Origin of the sequence: Escherichia sp. UTM R2 (genome assembly GCF_048593455.1) — a bacterium.
Taxonomy (GTDB): domain Bacteria; phylum Pseudomonadota; class Gammaproteobacteria; order Enterobacterales; family Enterobacteriaceae; genus Escherichia; species Escherichia coli.
This window is the reverse complement of record NZ_JBFWDY010000002.1, coordinates 526,690-543,455: the sequence shown is the minus strand read 5'-3', so window position 1 is coordinate 543,455 and position 16,766 is coordinate 526,690. Positions and strand designations below refer to the sequence as shown.

Below are 16,766 nucleotides of genomic sequence, written 5' to 3'. Positions count from 1 at the left end.
CAGTACACGAGTACAAAAGACAGAAAAAAAGCCCCGATGGTAAAAATCGGGGCTGTATATATTATTTTACAGATTGTGTTCGCTGTTCAGCGATGATTACGCATCACCACCGAAACGACGACGACCGGTAGAATCATCACGACGCGGAGCGCGGCCTTCACGACGTTCGCCGCTAAAACGACGACCATCACCACGGCCACCTTCACGGCGTTCACCGCTGAAGTTACGACCGCCTTCACGACGTTCGCCACCGAAACCACGACCACCGCCACGACGCTCACCGCCAGTATGCGGCTGTGCATCGCCCAGTAACTGCATGTTCATCGGCTTGTTGAGAATGCGAGTGCGCGTAAAGTGTTGCAGCACTTCACCCGGCATACCTTTCGGCAGTTCGATGGTGGAGTGAGAAGCAAACAGCTTGATGTTACCAATGTAACGGCTGCTGATGTCGCCTTCGTTAGCAATCGCACCAACGATATGACGAACTTCAACACCATCATCGCGGCCCACTTCAATGCGGTACAGCTGCATATCGCCAACATCACGACGTTCACGACGCGGACGATCTTCACGGTCACCACGCGGGCCACGGTCGTTACGATCGCGCGGACCACGGTCATCACGGTCACGGAATTCACGTTTCGGACGCATCGGCGCATCTGGCGGTACGATCAGAGTACGTTCACCCTGTGCCATTTTCAGCAGTGCCGCAGCCAGAGTTTCGAGATCCAGCTCTTCACCTTCAGCAGTCGGCTGAATTTTGCTCAGCAGTGCGCGGTATTGATCCAGATCGCTGCTTTCCAGCTGCTGCTGTACTTTAGCGGCGAATTTTTCCAGACGGCGTTTGCCTAGCAGTTCTGCGTTCGGCAGTTCTACTTCCGGAATAGTCAGCTTCATAGTACGTTCAATGTTGCGCAGCAGACGACGCTCGCGGTTCTCAACGAACAGCAGCGCGCGGCCAGCACGACCCGCACGACCGGTACGACCGATACGGTGAACGTAAGACTCAGAATCCATCGGGATATCGTAGTTAACTACCAGGCTGATACGCTCAACGTCCAGGCCACGGGCTGCAACGTCGGTCGCAATCAGGATGTCCAGACGACCATCTTTCAGGCGTTCCAGTGTCTGTTCACGCAGCGCCTGGTTCATGTCACCGTTCAGCGCGGCGCTGTTGTAGCCGTTACGCTCAAGAGCTTCAGCCACTTCCAGAGTCGCGTTTTTGGTACGAACGAAGATAATCGCCGCATCAAAATCTTCCGCTTCCAGGAAACGTACCAGTGCTTCGTTTTTGCGCATACCCCAGACAGTCCAGTAGCTCTGGCTGATGTCAGGACGGGTAGTCACGCTGGACTGAATGCGCACTTCCTGCGGCTCTTTCATAAAGCGGCGGGTAATGCGACGAATCGCTTCCGGCATGGTTGCAGAGAACAGAGCGGTCTGATGACCTTCCGGGATCTGCGCCATAATGGTTTCAACGTCTTCGATGAAGCCCATGCGCAGCATTTCGTCAGCTTCATCCAGAACCAGACCGCTCAGTTTAGAGAGGTCCAGAGTGCCACGTTTCAGGTGGTCCAGCAGACGGCCCGGAGTACCGACAACGATCTGCGGCCCCTGACGCAGGGCGCGTAATTGCACGTCATAACGCTGGCCGCCGTACAGAGCAACCACATTTACGCCGCGCATGTGTTTAGAGAAATCCGTCATTGCTTCAGCAACCTGTACCGCCAGTTCGCGGGTCGGTGCCAGCACCAGAATCTGTGGTGCTTTCAGCTCAGGATCAAGATTCTGCAACAGAGGTAAAGAGAATGCTGCAGTTTTTCCGCTCCCCGTCTGGGCCATACCCAGAACGTCGCGGCCATTCAGCAGATGTGGAATACACTCTGCCTGAATTGGAGATGGTTTTTCGTAACCCAGATCGTTAAGGGCTTCAAGGATAGGAGCCTTCAGGCCCAGATCTGCAAAAGTGGTTTCGAATTCAGCCATGTAGTACGTGTGCCTCAAAATTAATGGCGGCCAGTCTACATAACTCATCATGAAATTGATCAGCAATTTTCATTGAAAAGTGTGAACCGGCTCAAAGTAGGTGTATTAACGAACAACAACGCCCTCACCCGTTAAGGTGATGGCAATCAAAAAAGATTACGGGCTGATGTGTACGTCAGCTATTGCTGGTCCGATTCTGCCAGGTCATCTTGGTCCTGGCCCAGGAGCGATAATTCCAACAATGCGTATCGGTGCTCAACAAAGTTATGAACGTTGTTGGCAACCGCCAGTTTGAACAGTGCCGTGGCGCTGTCCAAATCCCCCAGACTTAGGTAGTACTTACCTAAATAGAAGTTGGTTTCACTGAGATGCTCAGCGAGCGAGGTGTTATCCGTTGCGTCCGCCTTGAGCCTTTCCATTAACGTTTGTTCGCTAATGTTGCCCAGGTAGAACTCGACAATGTTCCATCCCCACTGTTCCTTATCCGATTTTTCGAAGTGCTGTTTCAACACTTCTTTAGCCTGCTTCTCATCGAGCTTCTGCTCGGCGAGATAAAGCCACAGACTACGGAAAGGATCATTGGGATCGTCTTGATAAAACGCCAGCAGATCATCTTGCGCTAACTTGTCACGACCGCCGTAATATAATGCGATCCCGCGATTCAAGTGCGCGTAGTTGTAAGTTGGATCAAGCTCAAGTACAGAATCAAACGCTTCATAGGCAGCATCAAAATTGCCTGCCTGCGTTAAATATATGCCTAAGTAATTGAATACTTCAGGCATATCCGGTCGGATTGCCAGCGCTTGCGAAAAATCGTTACGCGCTAATGCCCTCAGACCGAGACTATCATACAACACTCCGCGCTCATATAAAAGCTGTGCGCGTTCGTCATCGGTTAAAGCCCGACTGGCAAGGATTTGTTCCATACGTGCCAGAATCACTTCCTGCTGTAAAGTCGGTTGCAATGGTACCGCGAGGACTTCACTTTTACGCCAGGAAGTATTACTGCATCCTGCAAGCGTAAGTGCTGTCGCAACGAAACACCAGCGCAAAAAAGGCTTCATTTCCCACTCCCGAAGACCACGGTTGAATGAACGTCCTGTTCCCGGTTGCTAACAAGGCGTCCTGCCCGGTTAAAAGCCCCCCGCCGCAGCGGAGGGCAAATGGCAACCTTACTCGCCCTGTTCAGCAGCCGGAGCTTCCGGTGCTGCAGCAGGTTGAGACTGCTCAGTCGCTTCTTTAATGCTCAGACGGATACGGCCCTGGCGATCAACTTCCAGAACTTTCACCGGTACTTCCTGACCCATCTGCAGGTAATCGGTCACTTTCTCAACGCGTTTGTCAGCGATTTGAGAGATGTGGACCAGACCTTCTTTACCGCCGCCGATGGCAACAAATGCGCCAAAGTCAACGATACGGGTCACTTTACCAGTGTAGACGCGGCCCACTTCGATTTCTGCAGTGATCTCTTCGATACGACGAATAGCATGTTTCGCTTTCTCGCCGTCGGTCGCTGCAATCTTCACAGTACCGTCATCTTCGATTTCGATGGTGGTGCCAGTTTCTTCGGTCAGAGCACGGATTACAGAACCGCCTTTACCGATAACATCTTTGATCTTGTCCGGGTTGATCTTGATGGTATGGATACGCGGTGCGAACTCAGAGATATCGCCACGCGGCGCGTTGATCGCCTGTTCCATTACGCCCAGGATATGCAGACGCGCACCTTTAGCCTGGTTCAGCGCAACCTGCATGATCTCTTTGGTGATACCTTCAATTTTGATATCCATCTGCAGTGCAGAGATACCGTCGCGGGAACCTGCAACTTTGAAGTCCATATCGCCCAGGTGATCTTCGTCGCCCAAAATGTCAGACAGTACAACGTAGTTGTCGCCTTCTTTCACCAGACCCATTGCGATACCCGCAACGGCAGCTTTGATCGGCACACCTGCGTCCATCAGCGCCAGAGACGCGCCGCACACGGAAGCCATAGAAGAGGAACCGTTGGATTCAGTGATTTCAGACACAACACGTACGGTGTACGGGAATTTGTCCATATCCGGCATGACTGCCAGCACGCCGCGCTTCGCCAGACGACCGTGACCAATTTCACGACGCTTCGGAGAACCGACCATGCCGGTTTCGCCTACGGAGTACGGAGGGAAGTTGTAGTGGAACAGGAAGGTATCGGTACGTTCGCCCATCAGTTCATCAAGAACCTGCGCGTCACGAGCAGTACCCAGCGTTGCGGTAACCAGCGCCTGCGTTTCACCACGGGTGAACAGCGCAGAACCGTGAGTACGCGGCAGCACGCCAGTACGCACATCCAGACCACGGATCATATCTTTTTCACGACCGTCGATACGCGGTTCGCCTGCCAGTACGCGGCTACGAACAACGTTTTTCTCGATCGCGTGCAGAATTTCACCCAGTTCGTTTTCGTCCAGGGTTTCGTCTTCAGCAAGCAGCGTCGCGATGGTTTCAGATTTGATGACATCAACCTGCGCATAACGCTCTTGTTTGTCGGTGATGCGGTAAGCATCGCTCAGGCGAGCTTCAGCCAGTGCAGCAACGCGCGCGTTTAGCGCTTCGTTTACCGGCTCCGGCTGCCAGTCCCAACGCGGTTTACCGGCTTCTTTCACCAGTTCATTGATGTTCTGAATAACAACCTGCTGTTGTTCATGACCGAACACTACTGCGCCCAGCATCTGGTCTTCGCTCAGCAGTTGAGCTTCAGATTCAACCATCAGTACAGCGGCTTCAGTACCGGCAACAACCAGATCCAGTTTGCTCTCTTTCAGCTCGTCCTGAGTCGGGTTCAGTACGTACTGGTCATTGATGTAACCTACGCGGGCAGCACCAATCGGGCCATTGAACGGAATACCAGACAGAGACAGCGCTGCGGAAGCACCAATCATCGCGACGATATCCGGGTTAACTTGCGGGTTAACAGAAACCACGGTGGCGATAACCTGAACTTCGTTGACGAAGCCTTCCGGGAACAGCGGGCGAATCGGGCGGTCAATCAGACGCGCGATCAGGGTTTCGCCTTCGCTTGGGCGGCCTTCACGACGGAAGAAGCTACCCGGGATACGACCAGCAGCGTAGGTACGCTCCTGATAGTTAACGGTCAGTGGGAAGAAGTCCTGACCTGGTTTGGCTTTTTTCTGGCCAACAACGGTAACGAATACCGCGGTGTCATCCATGCTAACCATAACAGCGGCAGTAGCCTGACGAGCCATCATGCCGGTTTCCAGAGTCACGGTGTGTTGGCCGTACTGGAATTTACGAACGATCGGATTAAGCAATGTAATATCCTTTCTCTTTCTTAGACAGTACCTTACGGCACTGGTGTTAATACCCGATCTTCTGCGCATCCTCGCGACTAATGACAACCCTAACCCAGCTCTATGTGGGTAAAGCCTCTCATTAGCCGCGCGAACCTCTGCAACGGAAGATCATTCATAGCAACAATACATTAGTTTCCAGTGAATTGCTGCCGTCAGCTTGAAAAAAGGGGCCACTCAGGCCCCCTTTTCTGAAACTCGCAAGAATTAGCGACGCAGACCCAGGCGCTCGATGAGCTGGGTGTAACGTGCTACGTCTTTACGTTTCAGGTAGTCGAGCAGTTTACGACGCTGAGAAACCATGCGCAGCAGACCACGACGGCTGTGGTGATCTTTTTTGTGCTCTGCAAAGTGGCCCTGCAGGTGGTTGATCTGTGCAGTCAGCAGTGCTACCTGAACTTCGGTAGAACCGGTGTCGTTTGCGTCACGACCAAACTCAGAAACGATTTTAGCTGTTGCTTCAGTACTTAGAGACATTTTAAAACTCCAAAGTATATAGAATGAAAGGACGCCGATCTCTAATTCAGCGATCCCAGTGTACGTTACGCAAAGTGTTAAACAATTTACGCGACGTTAAGCGGCAGTATTCTACTCGTAGCGACCTGTTATCGCAAGACGGTTAACATTACGCCGGGTATTCAACCACCAGGCGACGAGGCGCAACGCGGCCTTCATCGTCAATTTCGCCCATACCGATAAATTTGCCGTTCTCACCTTCCGTGACGCGAACCAGTCCTTCCAGTGGCGCACCAGATGTACGAACCGGGTTACCATTTTTGAAGTAAACAGAAGACGTTAACGGAAGATTCACCACCGGATAGTCCGAAGCTGGACTGTCCATTGGCATCAGTAATGGATCAAGTAACTCCGCGGCTGGAATATCCTGCTGTTCAGCTTGCTCAACAAGTTCACGCAGGTGCTCCAGGGTCACCATCCGTTCAACCGGATATTTACTTACCGCCAGACGGCGCAGGTAAATAACATGCGCGCCACAGCCGAGTTTTTCACCCAGGTCATCAATGATGGTGCGGATATAAGTGCCTTTTGAGCAGTGAATTTCCAGCTCCAGCTCATTGCCTTCATGGCGAATAAACAGCAATTCATAAACGGTAATCGGACGCGCTTCACGCGGAACTTCAATGCCCTGACGCGCATATTCGTACAGTTTTTTGCCCTGATATTTCAGTGCTGAATACATCGAAGGGATCTGTTCGATATCGCCACGGAAAGTATCCAGTGCCGCTGCCAGCTGCTCTGCGCTAAAGGTTACCGGACGTTCTTCAACGATCTGTCCGTCGGCATCAGAAGTATCGGTACGCTGTCCAAGACGCGCAATGACCCGATAGCGTTTGTCGGAGTCCAGCAGATACTGGGAAAACTTCGTCGCTTCCCCGAGGCAAATCGGCAACATGCCGGTCGCCAGCGGGTCCAGCGCACCGGTATGCCCGGCACGGTTGGCGTTATATATACGTTTCACTTTTTGCAGCGCATCGTTGCTGGACATACCCTGAGGTTTATCCAGCAACAAAACGCCGTTAATGTCGCGACCGCGACGACGAGGACGACTCATTAGTCCTCCTTGCTGTCGTCCGGGTTAACACGACGTTCTTCGTCATGTTTGACCACGCTGGTCACCAGGTTTGACATGCGCATCCCTTCAACCAGAGAGTTGTCGTAGAAGAAGGTCAGTTCCGGCACGATACGCAGGCGCATCGCTTTCCCCAGCAGGCTGCGGATGAAACCAGAAGCTTCTTGCAACGCTTTGATGCCCGCTTTAACCGCGTCTTCATCTTTGTCGTTGAGGAACGTCACATATACTTTGGCATACGCCAGGTCGCGAGACATTTCGACACCGGAAACGGTGGTCATCATGCCCAGGCGAGGATCTTTAATTTCACGCTGCAGGATGAGAGCGATCTCTTTTTGCATTTCCTGCGCTACGCGCTGCGGGCGACCAAATTCTTTCGCCATAATAAATTCTCCTGACAAAAAAGGGGCTGTTAGCCCCTTTTTAAAATTAATTTCAGGTGGAAGGGCTGTTCACGTTGACCTGATAAGACGCGCCAGCGTCACATCAGGCAATCCATGCCGGATGCAGCGTAAACGCCTTATCCCGCATGGAACCCTAAAAACCTTAAGCAATGGTACGTTGGATCTCGATGATTTCGAATACTTCGATCACATCGCCAGTGCGGACGTCGTTGTAGTTCTTAACGCCGATACCACATTCCATACCGTTACGGACTTCGTTAACGTCATCTTTGAAGCGGCGCAGGGACTCCAGCTCGCCTTCGTAGATAACCACGTTGTCACGCAGAACGCGGATCGGGTTGTGACGTTTAACCACACCTTCGGTAACCATACAGCCTGCGATGGCACCAAATTTCGGCGATTTGAACACGTCACGAACTTCCGCCAGACCGATAATCTGCTGTTTCAGTTCCGGAGACAGCATACCGCTCATCGCCGCTTTCACTTCGTCAATCAGGTTATAGATGACGGAGTAGTAACGCAGATCCAGGCTTTCCGCTTCAATCACTTTACGTGCAGAGGCATCAGCACGTACGTTAAAGCCAACCAGGATGGCGTTGGACGCCGCAGCCAAGGTGGCGTCGGTTTCGGTGATACCACCTACGCCAGAACCGATGATCTTCACTTTAACTTCGTCAGTAGACAGTTTCAGCAAGGAGTCGGAGATCGCTTCGACAGAACCCTGTACGTCTGCCTTCAGGACGATATTCACTTCGTGAACTTCGCCTTCGGTCATGTTGGCGAACATGTTCTCGAGTTTAGATTTCTGCTGACGCGCCAGTTTAACTTCGCGGAATTTACCCTGACGATAGAGTGCAACTTCACGCGCTTTCTTCTCGTCACGTACAACGGTAACTTCATCACCCGCAGCCGGTACGCCGGACAGGCCGAGGATTTCCACCGGAATGGACGGACCCGCTTCCAGCACTTCCTGACCCAGTTCGTTACGCATCGCACGAACACGACCGTATTCGAAGCCACACAGAACGATATCGCCCTTGTGCAGAGTACCTTCACGTACCAGAACGGTAGCAACCGGACCACGACCTTTATCGAGGAAGGATTCGATAACCGCACCGCTCGCCATACCTTTACGTACCGCTTTCAGCTCCAGAACTTCCGCCTGCAGCAGGATAGCGTCCAGCAGTTCATCGATACCGGTACCCGCTTTCGCAGATACGTGTACGAACTGGCTTTCACCGCCCCACTCTTCCGGCAGGATGCCGTACTGGGAGAGTTCGTTCTTAACGCGATCCGGATCAGCTTCTGGTTTATCGATCTTGTTCACTGCAACCACCACCGGTACCTGCGCCGCTTTCGCGTGCTGGATTGCTTCGATGGTCTGCGGCATCACACCGTCGTCGGCAGCAACAACTAGGACTACGATGTCCGTTGCCTGCGCACCACGAGCACGCATTGAAGTAAACGCGGCGTGCCCCGGGGTGTCCAGGAAGGTGATCATGCCGTTTTCAGTTTCAACGTGGTATGCACCAATGTGCTGGGTAATGCCGCCCGCTTCGCCAGAGGCCACTTTCGTTGAACGAATGTAGTCCAGCAGAGAGGTTTTACCGTGGTCAACGTGACCCATGATGGTCACAACCGGCGCGCGCGGTTCAGCCGCAGCACCCGTGTCACGGTCGCTCATTACCGCCTCTTCCAGCTCGTTTTCACGACGCAGGATAACTTTATGGCCCATCTCTTCAGCAACCAGCTGTGCGGTTTCCTGATCGATAACCTGGTTGATGGTTGCCATTGCGCCCAGTTTCATCATCGCTTTGATGACCTGAGAGCCTTTAACCGCCATCTTGTTCGCCAGTTCGCCAACGGTGATAGTTTCGCCGATCACAACGTCACGGTTAACGGCCTGAGCAGGCTTCTGGAAGCCTTGCTGCAGCGAAGAACCTTTACGTTTTCCGCCTTTACCGCCACGTACTGCTGCGCGTGCTTCTTCACGATCAGCTTTTGATTCAGCGTGTTTGTTGCCTTTCTTCGGACGCGCTGCTTTCGCGTTACGACCACGGCCACGGCCGCCTTCGACTTCACGATCGCTTTCGTCTTCTGCCTGGCGAGCATGTTGAGAAGTAGTGACGTGATAATCGCTGGAATCTTCAGTCGGTTCCGCGTTATCAGTCCATTTGTTTTCTTCCGCCATACGACGTGCTTCTTCAGCAACGCGACGTGCTTCTTCTTCGAGTTTACGACGCGCTTCTTCTTCAGCTTTACGCTTGAGCTCTGCAGCTTCCTGCTCACGGCGGGCTTTTTCAGCCTGGGCGTTTTTAGTCATATCGTCTTGTTGATTGCTCACTTTGTCTTTTTCCGCAGCTTCACGTTTCGCTTGTTCAGCAGCTTCACGCTTAGCTTGTTCTGCGGCCTCACGTTCAGCTTTTTGTTGCGCCTCGCGTTTAGCCGATTCTTCTGCCTCACGACGGGCTTGCTCTTCCGCTTCACGCTGCGCTTGCTCTTCCGCTGCAAGGCGTTCAGCCTCTTGCGGATCGCGTTTCACAAAGGTGCGTTTCTTGCGGACTTCGATTTGTACCGATTTGCTTTTTCCACCGGTACCAGGAATGTTAAGGGTGCTGCGTGTTTTACGTTGCAGCGTCAATTTGTCCGGGCCTGAATTTTTCTGATTCAGGTGGTCAATCAAAGTCTGTTTCTCTTGTGCAGACACAGAGTCGTCAGCAGACTTCCGGATACCTGCATCAGCAAATTGCTGTACCAGGCGTTCCACGGAGGTCTGTCGCTCTGCGGCCAGCGTTTTAATCGTTACATCTGTCATGCTGTTCCTTCCTGCTACAGTTTATTACGCTTCGTCACCGAACCAGCAAATATTACGGGCAGCCATAATCAGTGCTCCGGCTTTTTCGTCGGTCAACCCTTCGATATCAGCCAGATCATCAATGCCCTGTTCGGCGAGATCTTCCAGCGTACAAACGCCACGGGCGGCCAGTTTGAATGCCAAATCACGATCTACCCCTTCAAGGTTCAGCAGATCGTCAGCCGGTTTGTTATCACCGAGGCTTTCTTCCTGGGCCTGTGCAATGGTGGCCAGTGCATTTTTAGCACGCTCGCGCAGTGCTTCAACGGTCGGCTCATCAAGGCCTTCGATTTCCAACAGCTCTTTCATCGGCACATAGGCCAGTTCTTCCAGCGTCGAGAAGCCTTCTTCTACCAGAACAGTCGCGAAGTCTTCGTCGATGTCGAGATATTTGGTGAAGGTGTCGATCGCTGCGTGCGCTTCCGCCTGATGCTTAGCCTGCAGGTCGTCAACGGTCATCACGTTGAGTTCCCAACCGCTCAGCTGCGAAGCCAGACGCACGTTCTGACCGTTACGGCCAATCGCCTGCGCCAGGTTACCGGCTTCAACGGCGATATCCATGGTGTGTTTATCTTCATCCACCACGATAGAAGCAACGTCTGCCGGTGCCATTGCGTTAATCACGAACTGCGCCGGGTTATCATCCCACAGGACGATATCGATACGCTCGCCACCCAGTTCAGTAGACACCGCCTGAACACGCGCGCCACGCATACCTACGCAAGCACCTACCGGATCGATACGTTTATCGTTGGTTTTCACCGCGATTTTCGCACGAGAACCCGGATCGCGAGCCGCTGCTTTAATTTCAATCACTTCTTCGCCGATTTCTGGCACTTCAATACGGAACAGTTCGATCAGCATTTCCGGCTTGGAACGAGTGACGAACAGTTGCGCGCCACGCGCTTCCGGGCGAACGGAATAGAGCACGCCACGAACGCGGTCGCCAGGGCGGAAGTTTTCACGCGGCAGCATATCTTCGCGCAGGATCACGGCTTCAGCGTTGTTGCCCAGATCCAGAGAGATGTTGTCGCGGTTTACTTTTTTCACCACGCCGGTGATGATTTCACCTTCGTGTTCACGGAACTGATCAACCACCATCGCACGTTCGGCTTCACGCACTTTCTGCACGATAACCTGTTTTGCCGTCTGGGTAGTGATACGGTCAAAGGTAACAGACTCAATCTGATCTTCAACGTAATCGCCCAGGTTCAGGCTTTCATCTTCATAACGTGCGGCTTCAAGGGTGATTTCCTTGGTCGGCTGGGTGACTTCATCAACAACTAACCAGCGACGGAAAGTGTCAAAATCACCGCTTTTGCGATCGATCTGTACGCGGACGTCGATCTCTTGTTCATATTTTTTCTTTGTTGCTGTCGCCAGCGCGCTTTCCAATGCTTCGAAAATCTTCTCGCGAGGTAGCGCCTTTTCATTGGATACGGCTTCAACTACAGCCAAAATTTCTTTGTTCATCGCGGGCTTTTCACCTCATCCAGACTATTAAAAGTGGGGAACCAGGTTCGCCTTCTGGATATTACTCAGCGCGAACACTTCATCTTTACCTTCGACGGTAACTGTGATCATTTCACCGTCTACCGCTTTGATAACGCCCTGCCATTTACGACGGTTTTGTACCGCCATACGGAGAACCAGAGTCACCTCTTCTCCGACAAAACGGGCGTAGTGTTCAGCCGTGAACAGTGGGCGATCGAGACCCGGTGAGGAGACTTCCAGGTTATAAGCAACGGTGATGGGATCTTCAACATCCAGCACAGCACTTACCTGGTGGCTCACATCAGCACAATCATCAACATTGATGCCATCTTCACTATCAATATAGATGCGCAGTGTGGATGTGCGACCGCGAATAAATTCGATGCCAACCAGTTCAAAACCCAGGGCCTCAACTGGCGCAGTAATCATCTCTGTTAATTTTTGCTCTAATGTGGACAAGCCCACCCCCAAGACATAAAAAAAGGGCCTAAAGCCCAGTTATTCTGTAGTCAGATAACAAAAAACCCCGATAAATCGGGGCTTTATATAACTGAACCCTATAACCGCAACTGCGGTCTGGAGCACTTTCCAGAAGGATTTTTTCAAATCCCACTACGAAGGCCGAAGTCTTCACAGTATATTTGAAAAAGAACTCTAAGGGAAAGTGGTTGCGGGGGCCGGATTTGAACCGACGACCTTCGGGTTATGAGCCCGACGAGCTACCAGGCTGCTCCACCCCGCGCCTGAAACGTGGCAAATTCTACTCGTTTTGGGTAAAAAATGCAAATACTGCTGGGATTTGGTGTACCGAGACGGGACGTAAAATCTGCAGGCATTATAGTGATCCACGCCACATTTTGTCAACGTTTATTGCTAATCATGTGAATGAATATCCAGTTCACTTTCATTTGTTGAATACTTTTGCCTTCTCCTGCTCTCCCTTAAGCGCATTATTTTACAAAAAACACACTAAACTCTTCCTGTCTCCGATAAAAGATGATTAAATGAAAACTCATTTATTTTGCATAAAAATTCAGTGAGAGCGGAAATCCAGGCTCATCATCAGTTAATTAAGCAGGGTGTTATTTTATGACGACGATTCTCAAGCATCTCCCGGTAGGTCAACGTATTGGTATCGCTTTTTCTGGCGGTCTGGACACCAGTGCCGCACTGCTGTGGATGCGACAAAAGGGAGCGGTTCCTTATGCATATACTGCAAACCTGGGCCAGCCAGACGAAGAGGATTATGATGCGATCCCTCGTCGTGCCATGGAATACGGCGCGGAGAACGCACGTCTGATCGACTGCCGCAAACAACTGGTGGCCGAAGGTATTGCCGCTATTCAGTGTGGCGCATTTCATAATACCACCGGCGGCCTGACCTATTTCAACACGACGCCGCTGGGCCGCGCCGTGACTGGTACCATGCTGGTTGCTGCGATGAAAGAAGATGGCGTGAATATCTGGGGTGACGGTAGCACCTATAAAGGAAACGATATCGAACGTTTCTATCGTTATGGTCTGCTGACCAATGCTGAACTGCAGATTTACAAACCGTGGCTTGATACTGACTTTATTGATGAACTGGGCGGCCGTCATGAGATGTCTGAATTTATGATTGCCTGCGGTTTCGACTACAAAATGTCTGTCGAAAAAGCCTACTCCACAGACTCCAACATGCTTGGTGCAACGCATGAAGCGAAGGATCTGGAATACCTCCACTCCAGCGTCAAAATCGTCAACCCGATTATGGGCGTGAAATTCTGGGATGAGAGCGTGAAGATCCCGGCAGAAGAAGTCACAGTATGCTTTGAGCAAGGTCATCCGGTGGCGCTGAACGGTAAAACCTTTAGCGACGACGTAGAAATGATGCTGGAAGCTAACCGCATCGGCGGTCGTCACGGCCTGGGCATGAGCGACCAGATTGAAAACCGTATCATAGAAGCGAAAAGCCGTGGTATTTACGAAGCTCCGGGGATGGCACTGCTGCACATTGCGTATGAACGCCTGTTGACCGGTATTCACAACGAAGACACCATTGAGCAGTATCACGCGCATGGTCGTCAGTTGGGCCGTCTGCTGTACCAGGGGCGTTGGTTTGACTCCCAGGCGCTGATGCTGCGTGACTCTCTGCAACGCTGGGTTGCCAGCCAGATCACTGGTGAAGTTACCCTGGAGCTGCGCCGTGGGAACGATTATTCAATCCTGAATACCGTCTCAGAGAACCTGACCTACAAGCCAGAGCGTCTGACGATGGAAAAAGGCGACTCGGTGTTCTCGCCAGATGATCGTATTGGTCAATTGACCATGCGTAACCTGGATATCACTGATACCCGCGAGAAACTTTTCGGTTATGCCAAAACTGGCCTGCTTTCCTCCTCTGCCGCTTCAGGCGTGCCGCAGGTGGAGAATCTGGAAAACAAAGGCCAGTAATTCGACATCAACCCTGCCCTTCAGGGGTGGGGTTACCTTGCTTATCCTCTGTAAACTCCTTTCTGAGCATCACATAATCGAAAACATCATGGTTTGCATCCACAACCCGTGAGTCTCCTTTATAGTGTGCAATCACTTCCTCAAGCGTTTGCGGCTGTTCCGGCTTTGTTACCCCCATCCACGCATTAATAAGGTAATTATTGTAAGCTGTCGAAAAGATGTTGTTTTCCGTTGTGCGATCCACGCCATCCCCAAGAACGGGGCTATACCAGATAAACATCGGGACATGATATGCCTGCTGGCTAGCCTCCCTGCCTCCATGAAAATAGACGTTCTTCTTCGTAGGGTCACGTTCCAGGCCGTGGTCGGCAAAATACATGACCGAGGCGCGGCGATCTTTTAATAATTCAAAAACCTGACCTAGCAAACTATCTGTGTAATGAATGGAGTTGTCATAGCAGGCATCCTGATCGTCCTGCGGTTGAAACACGGCGCTGGATTGCGGATAGGCGCTACAAGCCGGTTCATGGCTTCCATTTAAATGAAGAACAATCAGTTTCTTTTGCTGCGTATTTTGCTGTAATGCTTGCGATAAATGCGGCAACAACAATTCATCAAATCCTCTGACATAAACTGTTTCCATGGCGCGCATGGCGATACTGGTAACTGCTGTACCATTCTGCCGAAAAGCGGATTGCGAGCTTAGCCAGAAAGTCTGAAATCCTGCTTGATTAGCCATATTAATAATGTTGTCGGGGTAATTATGAATGTCATGACTCAAAACAGAATCAGCAGTTAAAGAAAGGGGAACCGACAGCGCAGTGTAAGGTGCGCCGCTTATTGCTTGATTAAACAGTTTGATCTGTTTTCTTTGTGCTTCAACTTGCGGTGTCGTAGAGCGTGTATATCCATACAAAGACATATTGTCGACACGTACAGACTCCCCCACAATCAACACGTAGGTATCAATACCTGTATCCCTGACTGATAATTGAAAATACGGCACCGTGTTTGCAATTGAGAGTAATCTTTGATGCTCTTTCGCTGCTAAAGCAAAATAGTTGAGATTGAAAAACGGCGTATAGGTAGCAAATCGCGACGCTAGTATATATGGACTGAACGCTTTTTTATTTTTTGCATCTTTATAAGCAAATTGACAAGCGGAAAATAAACTGCCCGAAATGACAATCAGCAATAATATTCCTGTCACTTTTTTTGTCGGCAAGGAAACATCATATTTTATTATTACTGCCAAAAAAAGAAGGGATAAAAAAGCAAAGGCACATAGATAAGGGATATACATCCCCAGCATTTTGACAACTTCATCCGGATCACTCTGGAGCACACTAATCGCAAATCCATCATTGAAAGTTGTACCAAAGGTACACCATGAATAGAGGCTAATACTCATGTCTGCCGCAGTCAGTAACACAAATGGTGCGGCAACAAGCAGGCGAAGCGGAAGGGATGATATACGTTTTACAACCAGGATGGTCAGAACGAAGAACAGCAAGCGCTGAACCATATGCGCGCCGGAAGAGGCGACTAAGTTCGTAATACCAAAAACAATAACACAAAGATACAACAACCAATGAGATTTAAAACTTCTAGCAAATTTGTTGAATACTGTCATCCAGAAATCCAAGTTCACAACCAATATAAACAATTATCAACAATGTTCAATTTTATATCAGACATGTTTTTCAACTCTGATCCATATCAGACCGAAACACTGTTAGTTTTTTCTTTTTAAATGATGCGGCCATTGCGTTCTCAGTAATTAAATAACATTATCAATGCGTCTCTAAACATTACGCAGAACGTAGCCATCAGTAGTTATACTGACAGGAGCAGGATGGTTTATCGAGAAGTAAACATATCCGTATTCGTACCGGAACTGGAGTTGACACAATAAAGTGCCAATTATGTCAGCAGAAGGGAAAAGTTTATAACTAAGGCGTACCGGCACCATCGTTTCAAGGTACCAGCTACGAGTAAAGCAACTGGACGAGATACAGATACCTGACAACCATTCCTCAGACCAGGACCAAAACGAAAAAAGACGCTTTTCAGCGTCTCTTTTCTGGAATTTGGTACCGAGGACGGGACTTGAACCCGTAAGCCCTATTGGGCACTACCACCTCAAGGTAGCGTGTCTACCAATTCCACCACCTCGGCACGGATACTACTTTTTAGTTCGGGATATCGCTGGTCGGCTTAGCCGGAGCAGCTGGTTGAGTTTGTTCGGTTTTCACCGGTGCACTCAGATTTTCCCATTCGCTACCTTTATTGGTTTTGTTGCTATTGATGTTACCCAGCACCAGACTGATGATGAAGAATAACGTTGCCAGCAGCGCCGTCATGCGGGTCATGAAGTTACCAGAACCACTTGAACCAAACAGCGTAGCGGAAGCGCCTGCTCCGAAGGAGGCTCCCATATCAGCGCCTTTACCTTGCTGCAGCATGATCAGACCAACAAGGCCAATTGCCACAATAAGGAAAACTACTAAAAGAGCTTCGTACATAATCAACCTGTTCCTTGCGGAGTTGCCGCGTACCAATGCTTCAACCAATAAAGCGGGAGTTTTTAATCTTTCCCACTGAAGCGGGTGTGAATACTAACCAAAGCGAATGACCTTCGCAAGGGCAATTTTATCGCA

The 16,766-nt window shown here is 50.8% G+C and carries 13 protein-coding genes and 2 tRNA genes; 1 reads left to right on the top strand and 14 read right to left on the bottom strand.

All coding sequences use genetic code 11. The features are described 5' to 3' along the window. Positions 1–96 precede the first annotated feature (96 nt). From deaD to AB4H76_RS03390, 11 genes are all read right to left on the bottom strand, one after another. On the bottom strand, positions 97–1,986 hold the full coding sequence (gene deaD, locus AB4H76_RS03440) for an ATP-dependent RNA helicase DeaD (RefSeq protein ID WP_001295553.1): 1,890 nt from the start codon (positions 1,984–1,986) through the stop codon (positions 97–99). Further along, a complete protein-coding gene (gene yrbN / locus AB4H76_RS03435; RefSeq protein WP_010723222.1) occupies positions 1,979–2,059 on the bottom strand; it encodes a protein YrbN in 81 nt (26 codons plus the stop codon). Before yrbN ends, deaD begins: the two co-directional genes overlap by 8 nt. A gap of 106 nt (positions 2,060–2,165) precedes the next feature. After that, positions 2,166–3,050 (bottom strand): lipoprotein NlpI, encoded by an 885-nt coding sequence (gene nlpI, locus AB4H76_RS03430; RefSeq protein WP_000802080.1) that lies wholly within the window; start codon positions 3,048–3,050, stop codon positions 2,166–2,168. A gap of 108 nt (positions 3,051–3,158) precedes the next feature. Next, positions 3,159–5,294: a polyribonucleotide nucleotidyltransferase gene (gene pnp / locus AB4H76_RS03425; RefSeq protein ID WP_001295554.1), complete on the bottom strand. Its 2,136-nt coding sequence runs from the start codon at positions 5,292–5,294 to the stop codon at positions 3,159–3,161. Positions 5,295–5,540: 246 nt separating this feature from the next. Then, positions 5,541–5,810, bottom strand: a complete 270-nt coding sequence (rpsO, locus tag AB4H76_RS03420) for a 30S ribosomal protein S15 (RefSeq protein WP_000059466.1) — start codon at positions 5,808–5,810, stop codon at positions 5,541–5,543. 148 nt (positions 5,811–5,958) lie between these two features. Next, positions 5,959–6,903, bottom strand: a complete 945-nt coding sequence (truB, locus tag AB4H76_RS03415; protein WP_000089698.1) for a tRNA pseudouridine(55) synthase TruB — start codon at positions 6,901–6,903, stop codon at positions 5,959–5,961. Then, the gene (gene rbfA, locus AB4H76_RS03410; RefSeq protein ID WP_001040205.1) at positions 6,903–7,304 is read right to left on the bottom strand and encodes a 30S ribosome-binding factor RbfA; all 402 of its coding nucleotides are present in this window, start codon (positions 7,302–7,304) and stop codon (positions 6,903–6,905) included. Before rbfA ends, truB begins: the two co-directional genes overlap by 1 nt. Before the next feature lie 163 nt (positions 7,305–7,467). Beyond that, complete coding sequence (infB, locus tag AB4H76_RS03405) at positions 7,468–10,140, bottom strand: translation initiation factor IF-2 (protein WP_000133044.1); 2,673 nt, start codon at positions 10,138–10,140, stop codon at positions 7,468–7,470. 24 nt (positions 10,141–10,164) lie between these two features. Next, on the bottom strand, positions 10,165–11,652 hold the full coding sequence (nusA, locus tag AB4H76_RS03400; protein WP_001031057.1) for a transcription termination factor NusA: 1,488 nt from the start codon (positions 11,650–11,652) through the stop codon (positions 10,165–10,167). A 27-nt stretch (positions 11,653–11,679) separates the two neighbouring features. Beyond that, positions 11,680–12,132, bottom strand: coding sequence for a ribosome maturation factor RimP (gene rimP, locus AB4H76_RS03395; RefSeq protein WP_001300397.1), 453 nt, complete (start codon positions 12,130–12,132; stop codon positions 11,680–11,682). A 206-nt stretch (positions 12,133–12,338) separates the two neighbouring features. Further along, positions 12,339–12,415 (bottom strand) — tRNA-Met (locus tag AB4H76_RS03390). Between the two features lie 347 nt (positions 12,416–12,762). Between AB4H76_RS03390 and argG the strand changes: the two genes are divergently transcribed. After that, complete coding sequence (gene argG / locus AB4H76_RS03385; protein WP_077491468.1) at positions 12,763–14,106, top strand: argininosuccinate synthase; 1,344 nt, start codon at positions 12,763–12,765, stop codon at positions 14,104–14,106. Positions 14,107–14,113: 7 nt separating this feature from the next. Here the strand turns inward: argG and AB4H76_RS03380 are convergent, their stop codons facing one another. The 3 genes from AB4H76_RS03380 to secG all read right to left on the bottom strand — a co-directional run bounded on the left by AB4H76_RS03380 (position 14,114) and on the right by secG (position 16,631). Beyond that, entirely contained in the window at positions 14,114–15,739 is a 1,626-nt protein-coding gene (locus AB4H76_RS03380) for a phosphoethanolamine transferase (RefSeq protein ID WP_001300540.1), read from the bottom strand. Positions 15,740–16,197: 458 nt separating this feature from the next. Then, a tRNA-Leu gene (locus AB4H76_RS03375) sits at positions 16,198–16,284 on the bottom strand. 14 nt (positions 16,285–16,298) lie between these two features. Continuing rightward, on the bottom strand, positions 16,299–16,631 hold the full coding sequence (secG, locus tag AB4H76_RS03370; RefSeq protein ID WP_001297427.1) for a preprotein translocase subunit SecG: 333 nt from the start codon (positions 16,629–16,631) through the stop codon (positions 16,299–16,301). Between the last annotated feature and the right edge of the window lie 135 nt (positions 16,632–16,766).